Annotated in this window: 18 protein-coding genes; 11 read left to right on the top strand and 7 right to left on the bottom strand. The window is 62.7% G+C overall.

Going from position 1 to position 19335, the window contains the following annotated elements; translation table 11 throughout:
- Positions 1-2: 2 nt before the first annotated feature.
- Entirely contained in the window at positions 3-644 is a 642-nt protein-coding gene (locus ACSQ8Y_RS08905; protein WP_436266086.1) for a transglutaminase-like domain-containing protein, read from the top strand.
- 29 nt (positions 645-673) lie between these two features.
- Here ACSQ8Y_RS08905 and ACSQ8Y_RS08910 read toward each other — a convergent pair whose 3' ends face one another.
- Positions 674-1333, bottom strand: coding sequence for a DUF6901 family protein (locus tag ACSQ8Y_RS08910; RefSeq protein WP_436266087.1), 660 nt, complete (start codon positions 1331-1333; stop codon positions 674-676).
- Between the two features lie 108 nt (positions 1334-1441).
- Here ACSQ8Y_RS08910 and ACSQ8Y_RS08915 point away from each other — a divergent pair, with 108 nt between their 5' ends.
- The 3 genes from ACSQ8Y_RS08915 to cysC are packed head-to-tail and all read left to right on the top strand — an operon-like array spanning position 1442 to position 2926.
- Positions 1442-1885, top strand: coding sequence for a hypothetical protein (locus ACSQ8Y_RS08915; RefSeq protein WP_436266088.1), 444 nt, complete (start codon positions 1442-1444; stop codon positions 1883-1885).
- Between the two features lie 22 nt (positions 1886-1907).
- The gene (locus tag ACSQ8Y_RS08920) at positions 1908-2294 is read left to right on the top strand and encodes a hypothetical protein (RefSeq protein ID WP_436266089.1); all 387 of its coding nucleotides are present in this window, start codon (positions 1908-1910) and stop codon (positions 2292-2294) included.
- Positions 2295-2308: 14 nt separating this feature from the next.
- The gene (gene cysC / locus ACSQ8Y_RS08925) at positions 2309-2926 is read left to right on the top strand and encodes an adenylyl-sulfate kinase (RefSeq protein WP_436266090.1); all 618 of its coding nucleotides are present in this window, start codon (positions 2309-2311) and stop codon (positions 2924-2926) included.
- Here cysC and ACSQ8Y_RS08930 read toward each other — a convergent pair.
- Both ACSQ8Y_RS08930 and ACSQ8Y_RS08935 read right to left on the bottom strand, forming a co-directional pair.
- The gene (locus tag ACSQ8Y_RS08930) at positions 2914-4326 is read right to left on the bottom strand and encodes an OmpP1/FadL family transporter (protein ID WP_436266091.1); all 1413 of its coding nucleotides are present in this window, start codon (positions 4324-4326) and stop codon (positions 2914-2916) included. The two genes, cysC and ACSQ8Y_RS08930, sit on opposite strands and share 13 nt — an antisense overlap.
- Before the next feature lie 166 nt (positions 4327-4492).
- A complete protein-coding gene (locus ACSQ8Y_RS08935) occupies positions 4493-5110 on the bottom strand; it encodes a TetR/AcrR family transcriptional regulator (RefSeq protein WP_436266092.1) in 618 nt (205 codons plus the stop codon).
- Positions 5111-5257: 147 nt separating this feature from the next.
- Here ACSQ8Y_RS08935 and ACSQ8Y_RS08940 point away from each other — a divergent pair, with 147 nt between their 5' ends.
- From ACSQ8Y_RS08940 to ACSQ8Y_RS08960, 5 genes are all read left to right on the top strand, one after another.
- On the top strand, positions 5258-6337 hold the full coding sequence (locus tag ACSQ8Y_RS08940; RefSeq protein WP_436266093.1) for a helix-turn-helix domain-containing protein: 1080 nt from the start codon (positions 5258-5260) through the stop codon (positions 6335-6337).
- Positions 6338-6614: 277 nt separating this feature from the next.
- Positions 6615-8207 (top strand): GMC family oxidoreductase, encoded by a 1593-nt coding sequence (locus tag ACSQ8Y_RS08945; RefSeq protein ID WP_436269791.1) that lies wholly within the window; start codon positions 6615-6617, stop codon positions 8205-8207.
- Between the two features lie 40 nt (positions 8208-8247).
- Entirely contained in the window at positions 8248-9894 is a 1647-nt protein-coding gene (locus tag ACSQ8Y_RS08950; protein ID WP_436266094.1) for an AMP-binding protein, read from the top strand.
- A gap of 24 nt (positions 9895-9918) precedes the next feature.
- Positions 9919-11367: a coniferyl aldehyde dehydrogenase gene (locus ACSQ8Y_RS08955; protein ID WP_436266095.1), complete on the top strand. Its 1449-nt coding sequence runs from the start codon at positions 9919-9921 to the stop codon at positions 11365-11367.
- A gap of 78 nt (positions 11368-11445) precedes the next feature.
- The gene (locus ACSQ8Y_RS08960) at positions 11446-13347 is read left to right on the top strand and encodes a fatty acid desaturase (RefSeq protein WP_436266096.1); all 1902 of its coding nucleotides are present in this window, start codon (positions 11446-11448) and stop codon (positions 13345-13347) included.
- A gap of 98 nt (positions 13348-13445) precedes the next feature.
- On the opposite strand, the gene ACSQ8Y_RS08965 is transcribed toward ACSQ8Y_RS08960, so the two are convergent.
- The 3 genes from ACSQ8Y_RS08965 to ACSQ8Y_RS08975 are packed head-to-tail and all read right to left on the bottom strand — an operon-like array spanning position 13446 to position 16221.
- Positions 13446-14267, bottom strand: a complete 822-nt coding sequence (locus tag ACSQ8Y_RS08965) for an arginase family protein (RefSeq protein WP_436266097.1) — start codon at positions 14265-14267, stop codon at positions 13446-13448.
- Entirely contained in the window at positions 14264-15523 is a 1260-nt protein-coding gene (locus ACSQ8Y_RS08970) for a sulfotransferase (RefSeq protein WP_436266098.1), read from the bottom strand. The genes ACSQ8Y_RS08965 and ACSQ8Y_RS08970 overlap by 4 nt, the downstream gene beginning before the upstream one ends.
- 5 nt (positions 15524-15528) lie before the next feature.
- A complete protein-coding gene (locus ACSQ8Y_RS08975; protein ID WP_436266099.1) occupies positions 15529-16221 on the bottom strand; it encodes a methyltransferase in 693 nt (230 codons plus the stop codon).
- 292 nt (positions 16222-16513) lie between these two features.
- Here ACSQ8Y_RS08975 and ACSQ8Y_RS08980 point away from each other — a divergent pair, with 292 nt between their 5' ends.
- A complete protein-coding gene (locus ACSQ8Y_RS08980; protein ID WP_436266100.1) occupies positions 16514-17218 on the top strand; it encodes a substrate-binding periplasmic protein in 705 nt (234 codons plus the stop codon).
- A 52-nt stretch (positions 17219-17270) separates the two neighbouring features.
- On the opposite strand, the gene ACSQ8Y_RS08985 is transcribed toward ACSQ8Y_RS08980, so the two are convergent.
- Positions 17271-18014, bottom strand: a complete 744-nt coding sequence (locus ACSQ8Y_RS08985; protein WP_436266101.1) for a substrate-binding periplasmic protein — start codon at positions 18012-18014, stop codon at positions 17271-17273.
- Positions 18015-18180: 166 nt separating this feature from the next.
- On the opposite strand from ACSQ8Y_RS08985, the gene ACSQ8Y_RS08990 reads away from it, so the two are divergent.
- The gene (locus tag ACSQ8Y_RS08990; RefSeq protein ID WP_436266102.1) at positions 18181-19233 is read left to right on the top strand and encodes a DMT family transporter; all 1053 of its coding nucleotides are present in this window, start codon (positions 18181-18183) and stop codon (positions 19231-19233) included.
- Positions 19234-19335: the final 102 nt, after the last annotated feature.

The following is a 19335-nucleotide window of genomic DNA, read 5'->3' on the forward strand; positions in this document are numbered from 1 at the left end:
CTATGAGCGTATCCGATATTCAGGCAGTGCAATTTGAGAATTTTCTGAAGGCCAGCGCGGTGGTCGACTACGGCAGCCCGGCGGTGCAGGCTTTGGCTGCATCCCTGCTCGGTGCCACCGCGGAAGAGACCGCGAAGCGCTGTTTCGAATGGGTACGCGACAACATCGAGCACAGCATCGACTTTCGGCGTGAAGAGGTCACTTGCAGCGCCTCGGATGCTTTGGCTGTCGGTACCGGACTTTGTACCGCGAAAAGCCATTTACTCGTTGCGCTATTGCGCTATCACGGCATCCCCGCGGGTTTTTGCTATCAACGATTGACCTTCGTCGATCCGGCCACGCCGTTCTGCACACATGGCCTGGTGGCAGTATGGCTGCAAGATCACGGCTGGTACCGTTGCGACGCCAGAGGAAACAGCAAACCGGGGATACGTTGCGAATTCACGCCTGGAAAAGAAAACCTGGCGTATCAGGTGCAAGACCCGGGCGAATATATGTTCCCCCACATCTATGCCGCCCCCTGGCCTGAGCTTGTGACAAAAATGCGCGAGCTTGCATCCATTTCGGGCTACTGCAAAACACCGATAGACGTCCATCCGCCAGAACTGCCAGACGATCAGGTAATACGCTTGGCGGCAAATTAGCGCGCAATTGGTGCCGTGGCCGCAAGCGCTCAGCGAAAAGTGGCCTTGATCTCGTCCAACTGCTCGTCGATGGAATATGGCAGCGCCTTGGCCAGCAGATCGAGCAGGATGAAGGCGTTGACGGCGCCATCGGCCAGTACGGCGCTGCGCAGGCGCTTGGCCATGGCGCCGTTGACAGTCTGCAGCGACAGGTAGCGGGCCTTCAAGCCGGCCAAGTCCCAGTCAGCCGCTCCGCCTTCGCGCGCAAGGAAATACTGGCCGAGCAAGTAGGTGGACGCCGCGCGATAAATGGTTTCCTCTTCGGAGGCGAAGGGTAAGTGGAAGTGCGCCATGGGCTTGAGGAAGCCCGTGTGCGGACAGCCGCTGCCGGCAACAAGCAGGCCCATCAAGGCCGAGATGCCGCGCTGCACGGTGGTCGCCTTGCTGACGCTGCGTTCCGGCGTGGTGACGTGGACATCGACCCGGTCGAAGGAACTCAGTTCGCTAATCAGCGTAATGAGCGGCACCAGGCGCACAGCCATCGGGCAATGCGGCGCGCTGGAGGACTGCAAAGGGCAATTGGGGCACTGCTGGAATTCCAGCGCGGTCCAGGCTGGCAATCCGGCCGGATCGACGTCCGGGCTGGCCTCGACCGCGCAGGATGCGCGCGTGCCGTCCGCAAAGCGAAAATGGTACAAAATGTCTTGCACGAGCACTCCTTGGGCAATGCGAACCGTCGTCAGCGTGGCCTGCCCATCTTAGCCGTTTCCTCCTTGGCTTACTTCACTTTTTATGTCGTGACAATTGGAGAGATTTCTATGTCGCGGAATTTGCCATACTTCCATACGATGAGCGACGAGAAGCTGAACCAGCTGATATTCGACGGCTTGCGGGCGCTGGCGGAAGCCGCGTTTCCCAAGCATTGCAAGAACTGCGCGCGCGTGTTCGCCACCGCCGAGGAATTCCTGCTCCAAACGCAGACCGTGCGCCAGGACATCAGCGGCCTGAAGCAAAGCGTCGACGACGAGAACGTGATCATTGTCGAAGCCTACCGGAACTGCCTGTGCGGCTCGACCTTGATGGACTTCTTTTCCGACCGGCGCGACATTTCCAGCGGGGGTCAGCACAGGCGCGAGCTATTCGATAAACTGTTGCCGCACCTGGAGCAAAAAGGCCTGGGGCGGCAGGCGGCGAGGGCGTATCTGCTGCGGCTGCTGCAGGGGCGGCGCCCAACCGAGCCGCCAGCCCTGCACGCACCTTGAACACATAGAGAAACGGCTAGTCATGCAAAAATTGGATTTCCCCGCCTTGCTTCAACTGGCGCACGCGTCGCTTGCAGTGACAGGGCCTTGCAGCTGCAGCACCGTCTCCCTGGGGGGCTGGCAAAAGCTGCCGACGTCGCTCGACCTGGAGAATCTCGAAGAAATCGGCACGCTGGTCGAAGATCCTTACGACGAGCCGACCTTCAGCGAATATCATCCGCAAGGCACGCGCTACGAGAGCGCGGACGCCCCGATAGCGCCGCGCTATTTCCCCGCCAACCGTAGCCAGGCGGTGCGCTGCAGGGCCTGCGGCCGGCATTTCCTGCGGTATAACGAAGCGGGCGGCTATTTCACCGAATTGCGTATCCGCGCCTTGCATCCTGAATTGCTTGTAGACGCCGCGATCTGATCAGAGGGGGGACCATGGCCGCCGACAATCTTTTCCCCCGCCACGGCATGGTGAAGCGCCAGCACCGCGAAGAATTGAATGGCCACCGCGGCGCGGTAGTCTGGTTCACCGGCTTGTCCGGTTCGGGCAAAACCACGCTGGCGCAGGCAGTCGAGGGCCAGCTGTTCCTGGCAGGCTGCCACAGCTATGTGCTGGATGGCGATCATTTGCGCCAGGGCCTGTGCGCGGACCTGGGTTTTTCGGCCAAGGACAGGACCGAGAATATCCGCCGCGCCGGCGAAACGGCGGGCCTGCTGGCCGATGCCGGCATGATCGTGCTGGCGGCCTTTATTTCGCCATTCAACGCGGACCGCGAGCGCGTGCGGGCGCGGATGGCGCTCGGCGATTTCATCGAAGTCCATTGCGACTGTCCACTCGACGTATGCGAACAGCGCGACGTCAAAGGCCTGTACCGGCGCGCGCGTGCCGGTGAGATCCTGCAGTTCACCGCCGTGTCCGCGCCCTATGAAGCGCCGCTCAATCCGGAACTGGTGCTGGACACCGCGCGGCTCAGCCTGTCCGACTGCACCGCCCTGGTACTGGCCAAGCTGCGCGAGCGCGCCATTATCGCCGCTAAGCCTCAGAACTTGTAGTTGTAAGCCACGCTGAGCAGATGCAGATGGGTTTGCCAAATCCCCTTGGTCAGTTCTCCATTGCCGGTGCAACCACTGGTTAAAGGCGAGCAGGAGTTTTTGTAATTGCCCTCTGCATCCTTAAAGTGCAGATAAGAATACGCCAGATCGACCGAAGAGTCGCGGTTCAGCTTCCAGTTCGCTCCAATCGAGAGCTGCGCGCGGCTCTCATCCGGCAGGGCCGGATGGCGCAGCGTGACGCCCGCAACCGGAGACGGGTCATACGCTATCCCACCGCGTAAGGTGAGTTGTTCATTCGACGTGTAGTTCGTCCCTACGGAGAAGCGCCAGGTGTTCTTCCAGTTCTGAAGAATCACCTCGTCGCCCTGCACGGTTCCTGGAAACTGGATGTTCAGGTTGCTTAAGCGCGAACTGCGCGTCCAGGTCGCATCGCCCATCACGGCCCACTTCGGATCGATCTGGCGGAATCCGTTCATGGAGAACGTCTCCGGCGTGCGGATATCCATCAGCACGGCGGAATTGGCCTTTCCCGAGCTGGCGGCAATGATCGTGTTCACCACCGGGTCTGCGGTCACGTTGTAGTCCCATACCGCGTCGCCCTTCAGCTTGTGCGAGATTGCGGAACGGTAGGACAGGCCGAAGCGTGTGTCCTGATCCAACTGGAACAAATAGCCCACATTCCAGCCGAAGCCCCAATCCTTACCCTTCATCGAGCCGTGGCCATCCTTGACGGTTGCCAGGGCTGCCGGGTTGCCGCCTGCCGCGACGATGGCGCGTAGCAGCGCGGTAGCAGCCTGCGTCCCGGCCAAGGCGCCAATCGAACCTGGCACGTCCACGCCTTGGCCGAGCCTGGCTTTCATGAACTGGGCGTTGGCGCCGAAGCCGAATGAATGCTGTTCCGTCAGCTTGAATCCGACCGACGGGTTCAGGCTAATCGATTCCAGCGTCACATCGGTCAGCGCGTAGCGGCCGGACCAGTTGTTGTCATAGTCCAGCTTGGTACCGTAGGGCACGAACAGGCCGACACCGGCGGTCAACTGGTCGCTGATTTTCTTGCTGGCATACAACGAGGGTGCCGCCACCAAGGCCGGCGTATAGTCGTCCTGGACCTTCAGGCCGCCGGAACTGGCGCCGGTGAAGCGCGTGGAACCAGTATCCGAATACGTCGAGTGGGGAAGGACGACGGTCATGCCCCCCACTATCTGGGTGCCCGCCAGGCGGGTCAGGCCTGCCGGGTTGGCGTAGACGGTGGAGGCATCTGCCGCCTCGGCAGCGTTGGCTTCGGCGGTGCCCTGGGCCGACACGCTTTGGGAGCCGAAACGGTAGCCGGATGCATGGGCGGACAGCGATGCGGCGCCGAGGGCGGCGGCCACGGTAAAGCTAAGCAATTTTGGTTTCAAGTGTCGTCTCCCGTTTTTTTTTAATAGACGTATGCTATCGAACGGGTCCGATGTAAACCAGTGCTGAACGCGTCAATGATTTGTCTTAAAGTGCCGTCTTCAAATCTGGGTCTCATCCCGTAACCGGTGACTACTGGTGTCATTGGTCACAGTAAATTTTGTGCGATTACGGCGACAAGCTGCGTAGGACCAGGCTCGAAAGTTGGGCTGGCGCCGCGTCGGTGTGATCCAGGCTGTATTGCAGCAGCAATGGATTAAGGTAGGGGCGCATGACCAGGTAGATCGCCGACGCCGCCTCGTCGAGCGGGGTCTTGCGCTCGAAGTCTTCCGACTCCCGTCCCTGGCGCAGTATGTCTTGCAGCATGGCCTGGATGCGCCCCTCGAAAACGAGCACCGCCGCCCAACGTCCGGTCGCGGCCGAGGCCGCGATGTCATAGAGCTTGCGGTCGTCGAAAAAAAGGCGAAGGCTGGCTTCGACGACCGCCTTGAACATGCGCCGCAGCTTCTCCGGCGGACGCTCGATCCCGTCAATGGCGGCTTTGACGTCCGTCTCGATCTGGCGCAGGCAATTGGCGCAAATCAGTTCCCCGATAGCCTGCTTGGACTCGAAAAACTTGTAGATGTAGGCCTTGGAAAAGCCGATGGCCTTCGCAAGGTCGGAGACGGTCGTCTTCTCGTAACCGTACAGGCGGAAGTGGGCGGTAGCTGCGGCAATGATTTGATCGCGCACCTCGTGGTCGACCGGGCCTCGGGATGGTCCCGGGTGAGTGCTGGCTGTATTCATGGACGACAGCTTACCCCTAGTCTTAAATTTTCACAAACGAGTGACTAAGTGATGATATAGTCACTAAAAACACGACCGCCTTTACGTCGCATGGCCGTTTCAAATGCGCTCCCCGGTACATTGTTCGTCTAGCAGTCAGGTACTTTCATGAAGAAAACTGGCCTAAAAACGCTGGTAACAGTGAATTCGCGTGCAGTCGGCGCGCAGAGCGCTGCGCAGCGCAGCGCATGGTTCGAACCGAGTGTGCACTCCACCTACTACCAGGTCTTCTCCAGACTCCTTGCCAGCCGCAGTCTGGCGGCGCCACGCCCATTCGTGGGGCAGGCGCGATTGCTGCCACTGCTTGATTTCCTGCCGCCGCTGGATTCGATCAATGCACCCGGCGCGCCGGACGCCGGGGTCGATGTGGGTTGCGCCGTTCCTGCCATGGCGCACGGACCGATGGGGATGGCCGCCATCTCCAGCGCCAGCGTCTGGCACGCGATGCAAACCATTGCCCGCTATGCGCCGGTACGCAACCGCATGTTCGATTACCATTGTTCGCGCGCGCAAGGGCAGGCCGGCCTGGTGATATCGCCGCGCATGCCCCTCGGCGGCTACGCCGGGTTCCTGCAGAACGCGACGCTGCATACTATCTTCAACATCTTCCGGTCCATCGTCGACGAAGCGGCATTGCGCGACGCCACCATCGGACTGCCGTGGCCCCCATCCGAGGCCTCTTGTCGGCCGGTTCCCGGGGAGCCGTGGCGTACACAATACGGCAGCCCGAACCTGGTAATCCGGTTCGAAGGTTCAGTGGTCGACCGGCCCCTTGAAACGTCCGATGCCGACTTGCACAGGCGTCTTTGCCGTGCCAGCGACGAGGAGTTGATCAAATTGTCGGGAAACGTCAGCGCCAAGGTGCGCCACCTGATCCAGCTGGCCGAGCCTGAGTGGCCAACGCTGGTGGACGTAGCGCAGGCCTTGGGACTGTCACGCCGGACGCTGGTGCGCAGGCTCGATTGCGAAGGCAATCGCTACCAGGACCTGCTGGATGAAACCCGCAACGAACTCGCCTGTTGGTATCTGCGCCAGACGTCGCACAGCTTGAGCGAGATTGCCGAGCGGATCGGTTTCAGCGACCAAGGCAACTTTGCTCGAGGCTTTCGCAGATGGCACGGCCTGACACCGAGCGAGTACCGCCGACGCTTCTGGCCCGCTGTATCGAGCCGGGCCGACGAGAGTTGACCGCTGGTCGGGCTGGTTGTCCCCCCCCCGAGTCACGCCGACTAGTCCCATTTGAAGGAAAGGGGGCAGCACTTGCTTGGTCACCCCCGCGCTGCGCGCCGACCGAACGCGTACTCCTGACTGCCAGCGTCTTTTGGCCAGCCATCTTCAATAAAGTACACAATTTCCATTTAAAGACGGCACTTTAAGACAAATCATTGACCCGTTCAACACTGGTTTACACCGGACTCGTTCGATAGCATACGTCTATTAAAAAAAGACGGAGACTCACTTGAGCATCATCGAACAGGACTATCTGATCGTCGGCGGAGGCTCGGCTGGTAGCGTTCTTGCCGGGCGCCTCAGCGAGCAGCGGCAGACAAGTGTCACCTTGCTTGAGGCCGGCGGCACGGGGGACAGCCACCTTGTCAAGACGCCGGCGGCCGCGGTCGCCATGCTGCCTACCGGCATCAACAACTATGCGTTCGAGACCGTGCCGCAGCTTGGCCTCGGCGGCCGCCGAGGGTATCAGCCGCGCGGCAAGGCGCTTGGCGGCTCGTCGGCCATCAATGCGATGGTCTACATACGGGGGCACCGCAGCGACTACGACCACTGGGCGGCCTTGGGCAACCCGGGGTGGTCATACGACGAGTTGTTGCCCTATTTCGTGCGCAGCGAGGACAATGCCGACTTCAAGGACGAGTTTCATGGCCAGGGCGGGCCCATGCCCGTGGCCGACCTGCGAACGGGCAATCCGTTTCACGGGATCTATCTCAATGCCGCTCGCCAGGCCGGCTTTGCAGTGACGCCCGATTTCAATGGCGCCAATCAGGAAGGCATCGGGATTTACCAGGTCACGCAGAGGAACGGTGAACGCTGGAGCGCCGCGCGGGCCTATCTGCACCCGCATATCGGCAATCGCCCCAACTTGCGGGTGGTAACGGGAGCCCAGGCGACACGCATCCTGTTCGAAGGACGCCGCGCCGTGGGTGTGGCGTGCACGCATGCCGGACAGGAAAAAATCTACCGCGCCCGCAAGGAAGTGATACTGAGCGCCGGCGTGTTCCATACGCCACAGCTGCTGATGGTCTCCGGGATCGGGCCCGCGCACCAGCTGAGCCGGGTGGGGGTGAAGGTCCTGCACGACCTGCCGGGCGTCGGCCAGAACTTGCAGGACCACCCCGATTTCACCTTTGGCTACGCGGCCAGGAGCCTGGATTTGCTGGGCATCTCCCTCGGTGGCTCGGTGCGCATGGCGCGCGAGATCTTCCGCTACCTGCGTTCGCGCCAAGGCATGATCACCAGTAACTTTGCAGAATGTGGCGGCTTCCTGAAGACGGATCCCTCACTGGCCGCACCCGATGTGCAGCTGCATTTCGTCGTCAGCCTGGTCGAGGATCACGCGCGCAAGTTACACGCCGCGCATGGCTATTCTTGCCACGTCTGCGTGCTACGGCCGAAGAGCCGAGGGCAGCTCACGTTGAAGAGCCCGGACATGCGCCAGGCGCCGGTCATCGACCCTGCGTTTTTCCGGGATGAGGATGATCTGGAGACCCTGGTCAGGGGCTTCAAGCTGACGCGCAGGTTGATGGATGCCCCCGCGCTGGCCAGTCTGCGGCACAAGGACGTCTTCACGGCCGGTGTGCGCACCAACGACGAGATCCGCGCAGTGTTGCGGGACCGCGCCGACAGCGTCTATCACCCGGTGGGGACTTGCCGGATGGGTGTCGATGCGATGGCCGTCGTCGACCCTCAACTGCGCGTGAACGGTCTGCATGGCCTGCGCGTGGTGGACGGTTCCATCATGCCCACGCTAATCGGCGGCAACACCAACGCCGCCATTATCGCCATCGCCGAGAAAGCGGTGGACCTGATCCGCGCGGCGCGCTGAACGCGTCCCGCATTTTTCCAAACCTCCTTAGGAAACTCCCATGCACCAACGTCCCTGGCACGCCAGCTATGGCAGCTCGCCAACAGAAATTGATGCCGACGCCTATCCGTCGGTCGTCGCCATGATGGATGCGGCAACGGCCGCGTTCGCCGACCGGCCGGCGTTCAAATGCTTCGGCCAGACACTGAGCTACGCCGATGTCGACCGGCTGTCGCGCCACTTCGCCGCCTACCTGCAGTCGCGCCTGGGCGTACGCAAGGGCGACCGCATCGCATTGATGACGCCGAATTTCATGGCCTTCCCGATTGCCTTTCTCGGCATCGCCCGCGCCGGTGCGGTGCAGGTGAACGTTAACCCGCTTTACACGCCGCGCGAACTGGAGCATCAACTGCGCGATGCCGGCGCCGAGATCCTTATCGTCTTCAGCGGCGTGTCGGCCACCGTGGCAGAGGTGCAGAGCGGGCCGGGTGCACAGTCCTTACTGCAGACGGTGGTGACGATAGGCCCTGGTGACGGCACTGCCGCAGCGCTGCCCAGCCCGCCGGTCGATGCGCGCCTGCAGGGCACGATTGCCTTCGCGCAGGCGCTGGCGGACGGCGAATACCTGCCCTTCGCGCCGGTGGCGCTGAGTGGAGAGGATTTGCTGTTTTTGCAATACACGGGCGGCACCACCGGCTTGTCGAAAGGGGCGGCGCTGTCGCACCGCAACCTGGTGGCCAACGTGCAGCAGTTCAAGGCCATCATGGCAGACAAGCTGCGCCCCGGCGAGGAGGTGATCGTCACCGCCATTCCCCTGTACCACATCTTCGCGCTGACGGTGAACTTCATCACCTGCTTCTCGGTCGGGGCCGAGAACTGGCTGGTTCCCAATCCGCGCGACATGGATGGCCTCATCGACGTGTTGAAGGCCTCGCGCTGCACGGTCTTCACGGGCGTCAACACGCTATTCGCGGGTGTGGCTGCGCATCCACGCGCGAAGGAGATCGACTTCTCGCGCTTGCGTATGGCCGGAGGCGGCGGTTCCGCCATCCTCGAGCCGACATCGGCGAAATGGAAGGCGTTGACCGGTTGTTTTATTCGCGAGGGCTATGGCATGTCCGAGACCAGCCCCGTGATCAGCTTCAACCTTGTCTCCGTCCGGGACTACAACGGGACCACCGGTGTGCCGGTGCCCTCCACGGACGTCATCCTGCTCAAGGAGGACGGTACCGAGGCCGCGCAGGGCGATGCAGGCGAGGTTTGCGTCAAGGGCCCGCAGGTGATGCGCGGCTATTGGCGGCAAGCGCAAGCCAACGCCGAAGCGTTTACGGCCGACGGCTATTTCCGCACAGGCGATATTGGCCTGTTCACGCCTGACGGCCTGTTGAAGTTGGTCGACCGCAAGAAGGACATGATCAACGTCTCCGGATTCAACGTCTTCCCGAACGAGATCGAGGCCGTGGCCACGGCTTGTCCCGGCGTGCTCGAGTGCACCTGCGTGGGCATGCCCGACGAGAAAACCGGAGAGGCAGCAAAGTTGTACGTGGTGCGCGCGCCCGGTGCCGACGTGCGCGCCGAGCAGATCGTTGAGTATTGCCGTAGCCAGCTCACCGCCTACAAGGTGCCCAAGCTGGTGGCATTCGTCGAGGCCCTGCCCAAATCCACGGTGGGAAAGATTCTTCGGCGCGAGCTGCGCCAGACCGCCTGACTCCACAACCCGCGAGGAACGCACATGAACGCACGCCCCCACGAATTCGATCAGCTTCAGATGCCATTCGAATTCCAACAGTGTTTCGACCACCAGCGCGCAGCCTATCTGAACTATCCGGAACCCACGCGAGCCGAGCGCATGGCCGACCTGGATGCGCTGGCGCGGCTGCTGAAGGACAACCGCAACCGCCTTGTCGAGGCGATCAACCTCGACTACGGCAATCGTTCGGAGTTCGAAACGCTGTTCGCCGAGTTCTTCGTGGTGCTGGAAACAATCAAGCATTCCGCGAAGAACCTCAAGAGCTGGATGAAGCCGCAGCGGCGCCACATCGACGTGATGATGTTTCCCGGCGCTTCTAACCGGGTGATCCCTCAACCGCTGGGCGTGGTGGGTGTGATCGTGCCGTGGAACTTCCCGCTCAACCTGTCTTTCTGCCCGCTGGCCGCGATTTTAGCTGCGGGCAACCGCGCGATGGTCAAGATGTCGGAGAATTCGCGCCATTTGGCAGCACTGTTGATCGAGGTCAGTCCCAAGTATTTCCCCGACGACAAGCTGCGCTTCTTTGACGACGGCGGCGGCCGCGGTCCGGCATTCTCGTCGCTGCCCTTCGATCACCTGCTGTTCACGGGTTCCGGCGCCACCGGTCGCTCAGTGATGGCCAACGCTGCACGCAACCTGACGCCGGTGACGCTAGAATTGGGCGGCAAGGCTCCCGCCGTCGTCGGGCCGGATTTCCCCATCAAGACCGCTGCTGAACGCATCATGTGGGTGAAGATGTTCAACGCAGGGCAGATCTGTACGAATATCGACTACGTGTTTCTGCCTGTCGGGGCTGCCGAAGAGTTCGCCGCGCAATGCAAGCGCCTGTTCGCCGAGCGCTTCCCCGATATCAACGGCAATGACTACACCTCCATCATCGACGAACGCGCGTATGCCCGCCTGACCGCCACGCTGGAGGACGCACGCGCCAAGGGGGCCAGGCTGGTGAACCTGGCAGAAGGCCAGACACCCGATGCGGCGTTGCGCAAGTTCGCGCCGCACCTGGTATTCGACCCGACTCCGCAGATGCTGGTGTCGCAGCGCGAAATCTTCGGTCCCATTCTGCCGGTCCGCACTTATCGCAACGCGCAGGAGGTGGCCGATTACATCAATGCGCACGACCGCCCGCTGGCTATCTACCCGTTCACGCACGACAAGGCCTTGCAAAACTTCTACATCTCGCGCGTCATGTCGGGCGGAGTGTCTGTCAACGAGGCCTTGCTGCACGTGGCTCAACATGACTTGCCCTTTGGCGGGGTCGGCCCCAGCGGCATGGGGCACTACCACTCGCGCGAGGGGTTCAATACCTTCTCGAAACTGCGCCCGGTGTTCTACCAGGGACGGTTCTCGGCCATCCAGATGCTGTTCCAGCCGCCTTACGCGGGCAGGCCCGTCAAGCTGATGAACCTGCTGATCCGCTTCAGGGGCTGAGCCGCGTCGCGTTCGCACACCATCCACACTTGAGAGCGAAGGAACGTCCCCTTGCTCCTACAAATACGGAGATAAAAAATGTTTCAACAAACAGCCGTTTTGGACGGTCACGAATTGCCTGAACGGGCATGTTCGGACCAGGCCCAGGGGGATTGGGCGATGGCGGGCAGCTTGCGGGCCACCCCGGAACTACAAGCTCTTCATGCACTACCCCTTTGGCCGCTGCCAACGTTGTGCCTGCTCCTGGGCTGCTTCGCAGCTTTCGGATTGTCGGCGTACGGTATGGTGGAGGGCTGGATGCCGATTCCCCTCGGCATCATCATCAATGGCTTGGCAATATACGGCGCATTTACGCCGCTGCATGATGGAACGCACCGTGCCGTTTCGCGCAACCGGTTCATCAATGATGTGATTAGTACCGCAAGTGGCCAGTTGCTGCTTCCCGGATGTGAAGTGGCCATCTATCGCATACTGCACCTGGCCCATCACAAGACGACGGGAGAACATCACGAAGACCCGGACGAACCCGCAACCCGTTCGCTGTCCGGGTTCTGGCTTTATGGAATTTTTCTGGAGTTTTATTGGGTCCACTGGTACCTGAAGCGTTTCAGCCAGTGGTCGGCTGCTCAGAACGCGCGGGTCTTCTTGGGCTCCTGCCTGATGGCGAGCTGGTATGCTATCTGGATTGCCTCCCCTTGGGCGCTCGAGTGCTTGCTGATCTGGTGGATACCGCAGCGCATAGGTGCCGTGCTGATCCTCTATGCTTTCGCCTACATCCAACACCCGCCGGGCGTCGAACAGCGTGCGTATCCGATCCGGGCGACCGGGATTCTGCGGCCGAACAAATGGCTCGGACCGTTGATGCTCGGTCAAAACGCCCATCTCATCCACCATCTCTACCCACAAATTCCGTGGTATCGGCTGGAAGCCGGCTGGCGCGCGACGGAAGCACAGTTATTGCGGCGCGCTCCGCCGATCCGCGGCTATTGGGGAGGCTGGGGCCAGGATGCCTTTCCAAACACCGAAACACCCTGGCGCTGGGTTCGGGTCGCCGCGACCGAGGATATCGCCCAGGACATACGCCTGTTCACGTTCGAATCGGCATCTCCCTCGCCGCTGCCGATTTACGAGGCCGGCGCCCATATCGACGTGCGGCTCGAACCCGGCGTCGTGCGTCAGTATTCACTGATCGGCCGGCCGGGCACTACGGGGCGCTGGCAGATTGCGGTAAAACGAGAGGCTGGCGGCCGCGGCGGCTCCATTGCCGCGCATGCGCGTCTTCAACAAGGGACACTCGTCGAAGTCGGCAACCCGCGCAACAATTTCCCTTTGCAGGCGTCCGCTGGGCGCCATGTCTTGATCGCGGGCGGCATCGGCGTGACACCCTTCATTTCGATGGCCTATGCCCTGGCGGCGAAAGACTTTGCGCTGCACGTCTTTGCGCGCACGCCAGCGCATGTTCCTTTCGGCCAGGCGATGCAACGCTTTCCGTTTGCAGCGCGTATCCAGCTGCATTGCGACGATGGCAAAGGATTTGAAAACAGTGAGATCGCGGACGCGCTCGGCCCATACCGGGCAGGCGACCGGACCTATCTGTGTGGACCTGCCGGGTTCATGGAACGTGTCGAGGCAGTCGCTGCAACGGCGGGCTGGCCGGCGGGCGCGGTTGTGACGGAGAACTTCAGCCCGCTCCGTCCTTCGCGGCCCGAGGCGCCTTTCACCATCGAGCTGGCGCGCAGCGGCCGGCGCTTGCGGGTCGAAGTTGGGCAGAGCATCGTCGATGTCCTCGAAGGCGAGCGCTTCTCTGTCGATACGGTGTGCCGACAGGGTGTCTGCGGCACCTGCCGGTGCCGTGTCCTCTCCGGCGAGATCGAGCACCGCGACTCAGTCCTGACTGCAGCGGAACGCGAGGAAGGAAACCAGATTCTTCTCTGCGTATCCAGGGGGGCCGGGAATGGGCTTCTGGTGCTCGACCGCTGACTCCGCGTTATTTCTCGGTAGGGTGGTCCATGGCCGAACTCGTGGCGTAACAGCTTGACCACCGGCGCCTGGTTCAGCGGATCGTCGCGGGCGCTGTGCTAGCCGGGCAGCAGCACCCGCAGCAAGTCCAGGCACGCGCGCGCCGCGCCGTCGTTGCCGTCCTGCTCGGCGTGCCAGGACGAGACCGATACGGCGACCAGCGGGTAGTCGCGCAGGCGCTGGAACAGCGCTGCCATTTGTTCCAGGCCGGGGCCGTCCGGCACATGATATTTCAGCGCCGGCATGCGCTGCGATTCGTCCAGTACGTCGGTATCGAAATGCACGTACAGGGTCTCGTCCAGCGCCAGGTGCGACAGCACCTCGTTGAGCGGGCAGCGCACAATGGCCGAATTGCCCAGGGCCTCGTCCTCGCCCGGATCCAGGTCGCGCGCGTCCGACAGCACGATGCGCGCCTCCGGATAGGGCCGCGCTCCGACCGTTTCGCGGAAGGCGGCGATGCCGTCGCGCTGTTCCTGGCGCCGGTCCGGCCGGCCGACCAGCATGGCCAGCGGCATCCCGCCCAGGTATTGCGTCTGGGTGGTGGCCCAGGTGTGGAAGTCGCCGTGGGCGTCCAGCCACAGGATGCGTTGCGGCTCGCGGCCGGCCTGCTGCAAGCCGGCCAGCACGCCCATGGAGGAGATGCAGTCGCCCGAAATGCTGAGCGGTATCTGGCCCGCCTGCGCCGCCTCGCGCACCTGCTCGGCCAGCAGGGCATACACCCGCCCCATGCTGCGCAGCTGCTCGTTGCGGTCGGCTATGCGGTCGGCAGTCGATTCAGGCGCCCTGACGACAGTCCAGGATCCGCCATGCAGCGCCGTCACGCGCTGCAGGCCATCGCGCCGCTGTCCCATCAGGTAAGGCACCAGCAGCCGTTTGATCATTGCCATGCCTCCGGCCCGGACTGGTAGCCCAGTTCATGCATGGTCCGGGCCACTTCCGGCCGTAGTCCCAAGGGCTGCAGCAGTTCGCTGCGCTTGCGCCAGCGCCCTGGCGCCGGCGCTTCGGTCGCCATTGTTACCGGCAGTGCGCCCATGGCGGCGGCGCTGGCTGGCAGGGCCGGCAAGTCCAGCCAGCCGCAGGCGCGCGCCAGGGTGGCGGCCGGATCGGCCAGGAAATCCTCGAACGCGATGCGCTGGGCCTGGACGCCGCTGTCCAGGATATGCCGGTGGCACGACAGCCACTGGTTCAGGCAGACCTCCTCCAGGCTGCTCGCGGCAAACTGGCGCCAGTTCGGCGGCAGGTCGAATTTCCACCAACGCTGGCCGAAGGTGCGCAGGTCGGAATAGCCCGCGATGGCCAGCTGGACGCCGGAGCGCGCCATGTCATGGGCAAAGAATCCGGTGGGCGACAGCCATCCGTCCATCAGCCCGTTCACGCTCTGCGCGTAGCCGCGCGTCAGGTGGATGTGGCGTACGTCGGCGTGGGGGAACAGTTGCTGGTACAGGCCGGGACGGTAGGCGTCCGAAGGCGTTTTGAACAGCAGGACTTTGCCGGCGACGTCCGCCTCGGTGCAGCGCCGCCGCCGCAGGCCGGGCAGCACGAACGGCGGTTCTTCTATCTTGGCGGCCTCTTCGAAGGGCCGCCCTTCACCCGGACCCGGGACGCCGTCGTAATAGTCCAGCCGCCAGCGCGCCTGCCGGAATACCGTCTCCAGAACGGCATGCGCGAGCGCCTGCTCGGGCACCTGCTTGTCATGCTCGAATGCGTGGCTGAACGCGTCCGCCAGCAGCTGCTGCAGCCTGGCGTATTCCTGCCGCGAGCCGAACAGGGCAGGGAATTGCAGCAGCAGGCGCCTGCTCCAGCGCGCCTGCAGTTCGGCCAGCGGCGCCATGTGCGGCGACGCGATCGTCAGCCCGTCGAAGATGTTGTCGGCCAAGACGTCCGGATTCGCCAGCCGGCTTATCTCGTCGCTGGCGCAGGCGGGATTGGCGCCGAAGCCGTCGCCGCTGAGGGCGAGCAAGGGTTCGGCCTCGCCATCGAGCGACAGGATGTCGGGATGAGCGGCCAGCGCCGCCTTGAACAGCGTGGAACCGGAACGGGAACTGGTCAGGATGACGGCCACGCGCCGCACTTTGGCGCGCCATGGCGCGTGCGGCACGGCGCGCAGGGCATTGACGCTGGCGAGCAGACTGTCCATGTCCGCTAGCGGGGCTTGGCGCGTTCGATCAGGTAGGCATAGAACTGGCGTTCCTCCGCCTCGCCGGGAACGCTGCTGGCCAGCAATCGGATGTCGTAGCCCGCATCCACCGCCAGCCGTTTGACTTCGTCGACCGCGCCGAAATTGGCGTGGGCGAAGTAGATGCGGCCGCCTGGCTTCAAGTGCTTGCCCGCCTCCTTGAAGAAGCGGGTGTTGGTCTGGAAGGCGGTATCCCATTGCGAACGGGCCACCACGTCGTGCGCCGCCTTGTTGCGGAAGGGGAGGTTGGCGGTGATGACATCGAACTGCTCGTCGCCCACCTGTTCGAACAGATCGGAGCGGCGCACTTCCATGATGCCGTCGAAGCCGTGCTCGTGCGCGTTGTGGGTCGCGCTGCGGATCGCGGCCGGATTGATGTCCAGCGCCAGGACGCGCCCGGCCTGCGCATAACAGGAGAAGATGGCGATCACGCCCGAACCGGTGCCGACATCGAGCACGCTCTCGCCGGGCTGGATGCGGAAGTTGCGCACCAGCGGCTGGCTGTCCAGGAAAGGCCAGAATGTGTCGGGATAGACGTGGAATTTCTTGCCCAGGTAGGTGATGGTGCGGCCCTCGTCCGGCACCTCCTTGAACGCCTTTTGCCGGCTGCGCTGCCACCGGTCGACCTTCACTTCGTTGACGGGCAAAATAGTTTCCATGGCGGCACCCAAGAGTTCGACGTGGACCCATACTACGCACGCCCAGTTGCCGAGGCAAGCGTGCGCGGCCTCATGTGCAGGAACCCTACAGCTTGCAATATGCTATCAAATCTCGCCGATTTCTTGCCCACTGCACAATACTTTGCCGCAAGCGATAATTTGTGGGAGCATATGCCAGCCAGAATTTCTGTTTGGAATGGGATAAGGGGACTAATTGAAGCTATTAAGGCTGCTGGGGCTCTGCGCAAGTCTATTGCTGACTGCGTCGACGCTCGCGTCCGAGCGGCCCGCGATGCATTTCGCCACCGAGGAATGGCCGCCGTTCTTCAGCCGCGCCTTGCCGGACAACGGCTTGACCGGGGCGCTGCTGGGCTCGGTGCTGGAGCGCATGGGCTACGTCGCGAGCATCGACTTTTTCCCTTGGAAGCGGGCCTTGGATTACGGCCTGCACAACCCGCGCTACGCCGGCGTGGTGGCGATGTTCCGCACCCCGGAGCGCGAAAAACTGTGCTATTTCTCCAGTGCCGTCGGCAGCCGGCAAAGCGTGATCGCCTATCTGAAGGCGGAAGTGGCGCCGGCGGAGACTTGGGCGGACCTGAAAGGCATACGCATCGGCACCGTGGCGGGCTATTCGAATGGGGAGCAGTTCGACGACATGGCCCGGTCCGGCCAGCTCAGCGTGGAAGAGGGCGTGAACGACGAGACCAATCTGCGCAAGCTGCTGAACAGGCGTTTCAACGCCATGGTCATCGAAAAGCGGATGCTGCGCTACCTGCTCGCCAGCGGCCGCTACACGCAGGCTGAACGCGAGCGCATCGCTATTGCGGAACACTTGTTCAAGGAGCGCTCGGTGCATGTCTGCTTCCAGCGCACGCCGGATGGTTTGAAGCGGCAGCAGGCGTTCAGTGAGGCCGCGCGCGAAGTCGATCTGGCAAGGATAGAGCGCGACTACTGGCGCAGCATAGGCGAGGAAACGCAGCCGGCGGCCCGGCGCTGACAGCGGCTGATTCCGGCAGATTGTTGATGGGCCGCCCCAGTACAGCTCCGGGCTAGAACCACTTCTTTTGCAGCGCGGCGAAAGTGCCTTTCGCCTTGATGACTTCGAGGCCCTTGCGAAACCGTTCGACCAGGTGATCGTCCGTTTTCGGCCCGAACGCCATATAGCTGCCGCCGCTGCCCAGTTCGGTCAACTGGAGGGCCCGGACCAGCACTTGCGACGGGTCGCCTCCATCACGCCGCACGATATCCGTCACGATTATGTCGCTCATGGCCCACAGATCGATGCGCCCAAGCTTCAGTTTTTCATAGGTTGTTGTTGGCAAAGCGTTGCCATGCAGGTGGCGGCCCTTGACGAAACCTTTCGACTCGAGGTATTGCTCGCGCGCGTCGCCGTTGATGGTGCCGATCTTATAGTTGCGCGCATCGTCCAGTTTGTCCAGTTTCAGCTTGCGCGCGCGCAGCGCGAACAAATAGGAACTGTCCGGCGGCGAGACCACGCCGACCCATTTGAACAGATGTTCGCGCTCGGACGTCCTCATGATCGAAAAGATCAGCACATTTTCCGTATGTAGCGCCGTTGCGTATGCACGTGCCCAAGGCATGATCTGGAAGTTGGCCGGCACCTCTATCTCTTTGAGCACGGCTTCGACGACCTCGGTGCTGAAGCCGGTGACCTTGCCGTTTGCCCAAAAGTTGACGGGCCGGTTTTCTTCCGTAACGCAGAGGACTGTGGTGGTTGCATTGGCGATGCCGGCAAAGCATATCAATCCCAGGCAGCACAGCAGGTGCAGCATGTTTACTCCCGAAATTCCGATTTTCAAGGACATGGCTGGCCATTATGCACGGGATCGGCATACCGGTGGTACTGGGCAGGCGGCGCCATGTCGGTAAAATAGGCGAGAGGGGCCTCCGAGCTGGAGACCCGTCGTACAATCGGCAGGATTTTCACCGGACTTTTCCATGCATACAGGCGTCATCTACGCACTGCTTGCCGCCGCACTGTTTGGCGCCAGCACTCCTTTCGCGAAAACCCTGGTGGGTCAGATGCCGCCGGCGGCGCTGGCGGGCGTGCTTTACCTGGGCAGCGGCATCGGTCTGCTGATCTGCTACGCAATACGCGCGGTCGTCAAGCGCAACGCCCAGGACCGGCCGGTCACGTTGACCCGCCACGACTTGCCCTGGTTCGCCGGCGCGGTCGCCGCAGGCGGCGTGGCGGGCCCCTTGCTGCTGATGGCCGGCCTGGGCAGCGTTTCCGCTTCCGCAGCGTCGCTGCTGCTTAATATGGAAGGGGTGCTGACGTCGATGCTGGCGTGGTTCGTCTTCAAGGAGAACTTCGACCGCCGCATCTTCATAGGCATGCTGTTGATTGTGGCGGCCGGCCTGCTGCTGTCGTGGGACCAGTCGCCCGCCACGGGATTGCCCTGGGGTGCCATCGCCATCGTCGGCGCCTGCCTGTGCTGGGGTGTCGACAATAATCTGACGCGCAAGGTCTCGGCCAGCGATCCGCTGCAGATCGCCGGCGTCAAAGGCTTGGTGGCGGGATCGGTCAACCTGGCGATCGGCATTGCGCTGGGCGGCGTCATGCCGGAGGCGCGCACGGTGCTGCTGGCCGGCGTGGTCGGCTTTTGCGGCTACGGCCTGAGTCTGGTGCTGTTCGTGCTGGCGCTGCGCCATCTGGGCACCGCGCGCACGGGCGCCTATTTTTCCGCCGCCCCGTTTGCCGGCGCCGCGCTGTCGCTGCTGATGTTGGGCGAGGTGCCGGGCGCCTTGTTCTGGATCGCTGCGGCGCTCATGGGCGGGGGCATCTGGCTGCACCTGACGGAATCGCACGCGCACGAGCATGACCATCTGCCCATGTCGCACACCCATAAGCACAGCCACGACGAGCATCACCAGCACGAACACGACTTTGACTGGGATGGCGTCGAGCCGCACGCGCACGCTCATCGGCACCTGCCGATGCGGCACAGCCATCCGCACTATCCGGACATCCACCATCGCCACGATCATTGAGCCGGCTATGCGGTCCGGTTCACCGGGCGGCCGCGCAAAAACATAAGCGGATATGAGATTTTTCGTAATCCGGGGGGACTGTTCCAAGGATGGAAATAAGGC

Origin of the sequence: Pseudoduganella sp. LjRoot289, from assembly GCF_964252925.1 — a bacterium.
In the GTDB taxonomy this organism is placed as follows: domain Bacteria; phylum Pseudomonadota; class Gammaproteobacteria; order Burkholderiales; family Burkholderiaceae_D; genus Rugamonas.

What these genes read in the sequence shown, in the direction of transcription:
- ACSQ8Y_RS08905 (WP_436266086.1), top strand. Translation starts at nt 3, where the DNA reads ATGAGCGTATCCGATATTCAGGCAGTGCAATTTGAGAATTTTCTGAAG.
- ACSQ8Y_RS08915 (WP_436266088.1), top strand. Translation starts at nt 1,442, where the DNA reads ATGTCGCGGAATTTGCCATACTTCCATACGATGAGCGACGAGAAGCTG.
- ACSQ8Y_RS08920 (WP_436266089.1), top strand. Translation starts at nt 1,908, where the DNA reads ATGCAAAAATTGGATTTCCCCGCCTTGCTTCAACTGGCGCACGCGTCG.
- cysC (WP_436266090.1), top strand. Translation starts at nt 2,309, where the DNA reads ATGGCCGCCGACAATCTTTTCCCCCGCCACGGCATGGTGAAGCGCCAG.
- ACSQ8Y_RS08935 (WP_436266092.1), bottom strand. Translation starts at nt 5,110, where the DNA reads ATGAATACAGCCAGCACTCACCCGGGACCATCCCGAGGCCCGGTCGAC.
- ACSQ8Y_RS08940 (WP_436266093.1), top strand. Translation starts at nt 5,258, where the DNA reads ATGAAGAAAACTGGCCTAAAAACGCTGGTAACAGTGAATTCGCGTGCA.
- ACSQ8Y_RS08950 (WP_436266094.1), top strand. Translation starts at nt 8,248, where the DNA reads ATGCACCAACGTCCCTGGCACGCCAGCTATGGCAGCTCGCCAACAGAA.
- ACSQ8Y_RS08955 (WP_436266095.1), top strand. Translation starts at nt 9,919, where the DNA reads ATGAACGCACGCCCCCACGAATTCGATCAGCTTCAGATGCCATTCGAA.
- ACSQ8Y_RS08960 (WP_436266096.1), top strand. Translation starts at nt 11,446, where the DNA reads ATGTTTCAACAAACAGCCGTTTTGGACGGTCACGAATTGCCTGAACGG.
- ACSQ8Y_RS08965 (WP_436266097.1), bottom strand. Translation starts at nt 14,267, where the DNA reads ATGATCAAACGGCTGCTGGTGCCTTACCTGATGGGACAGCGGCGCGAT.
- ACSQ8Y_RS08970 (WP_436266098.1), bottom strand. Translation starts at nt 15,523, where the DNA reads ATGGACAGTCTGCTCGCCAGCGTCAATGCCCTGCGCGCCGTGCCGCAC.
- ACSQ8Y_RS08975 (WP_436266099.1), bottom strand. Translation starts at nt 16,221, where the DNA reads ATGGAAACTATTTTGCCCGTCAACGAAGTGAAGGTCGACCGGTGGCAG.
- ACSQ8Y_RS08980 (WP_436266100.1), top strand. Translation starts at nt 16,514, where the DNA reads ATGCATTTCGCCACCGAGGAATGGCCGCCGTTCTTCAGCCGCGCCTTG.
- ACSQ8Y_RS08985 (WP_436266101.1), bottom strand. Translation starts at nt 18,014, where the DNA reads ATGCTGCACCTGCTGTGCTGCCTGGGATTGATATGCTTTGCCGGCATC.
- ACSQ8Y_RS08990 (WP_436266102.1), top strand. Translation starts at nt 18,181, where the DNA reads ATGCATACAGGCGTCATCTACGCACTGCTTGCCGCCGCACTGTTTGGC.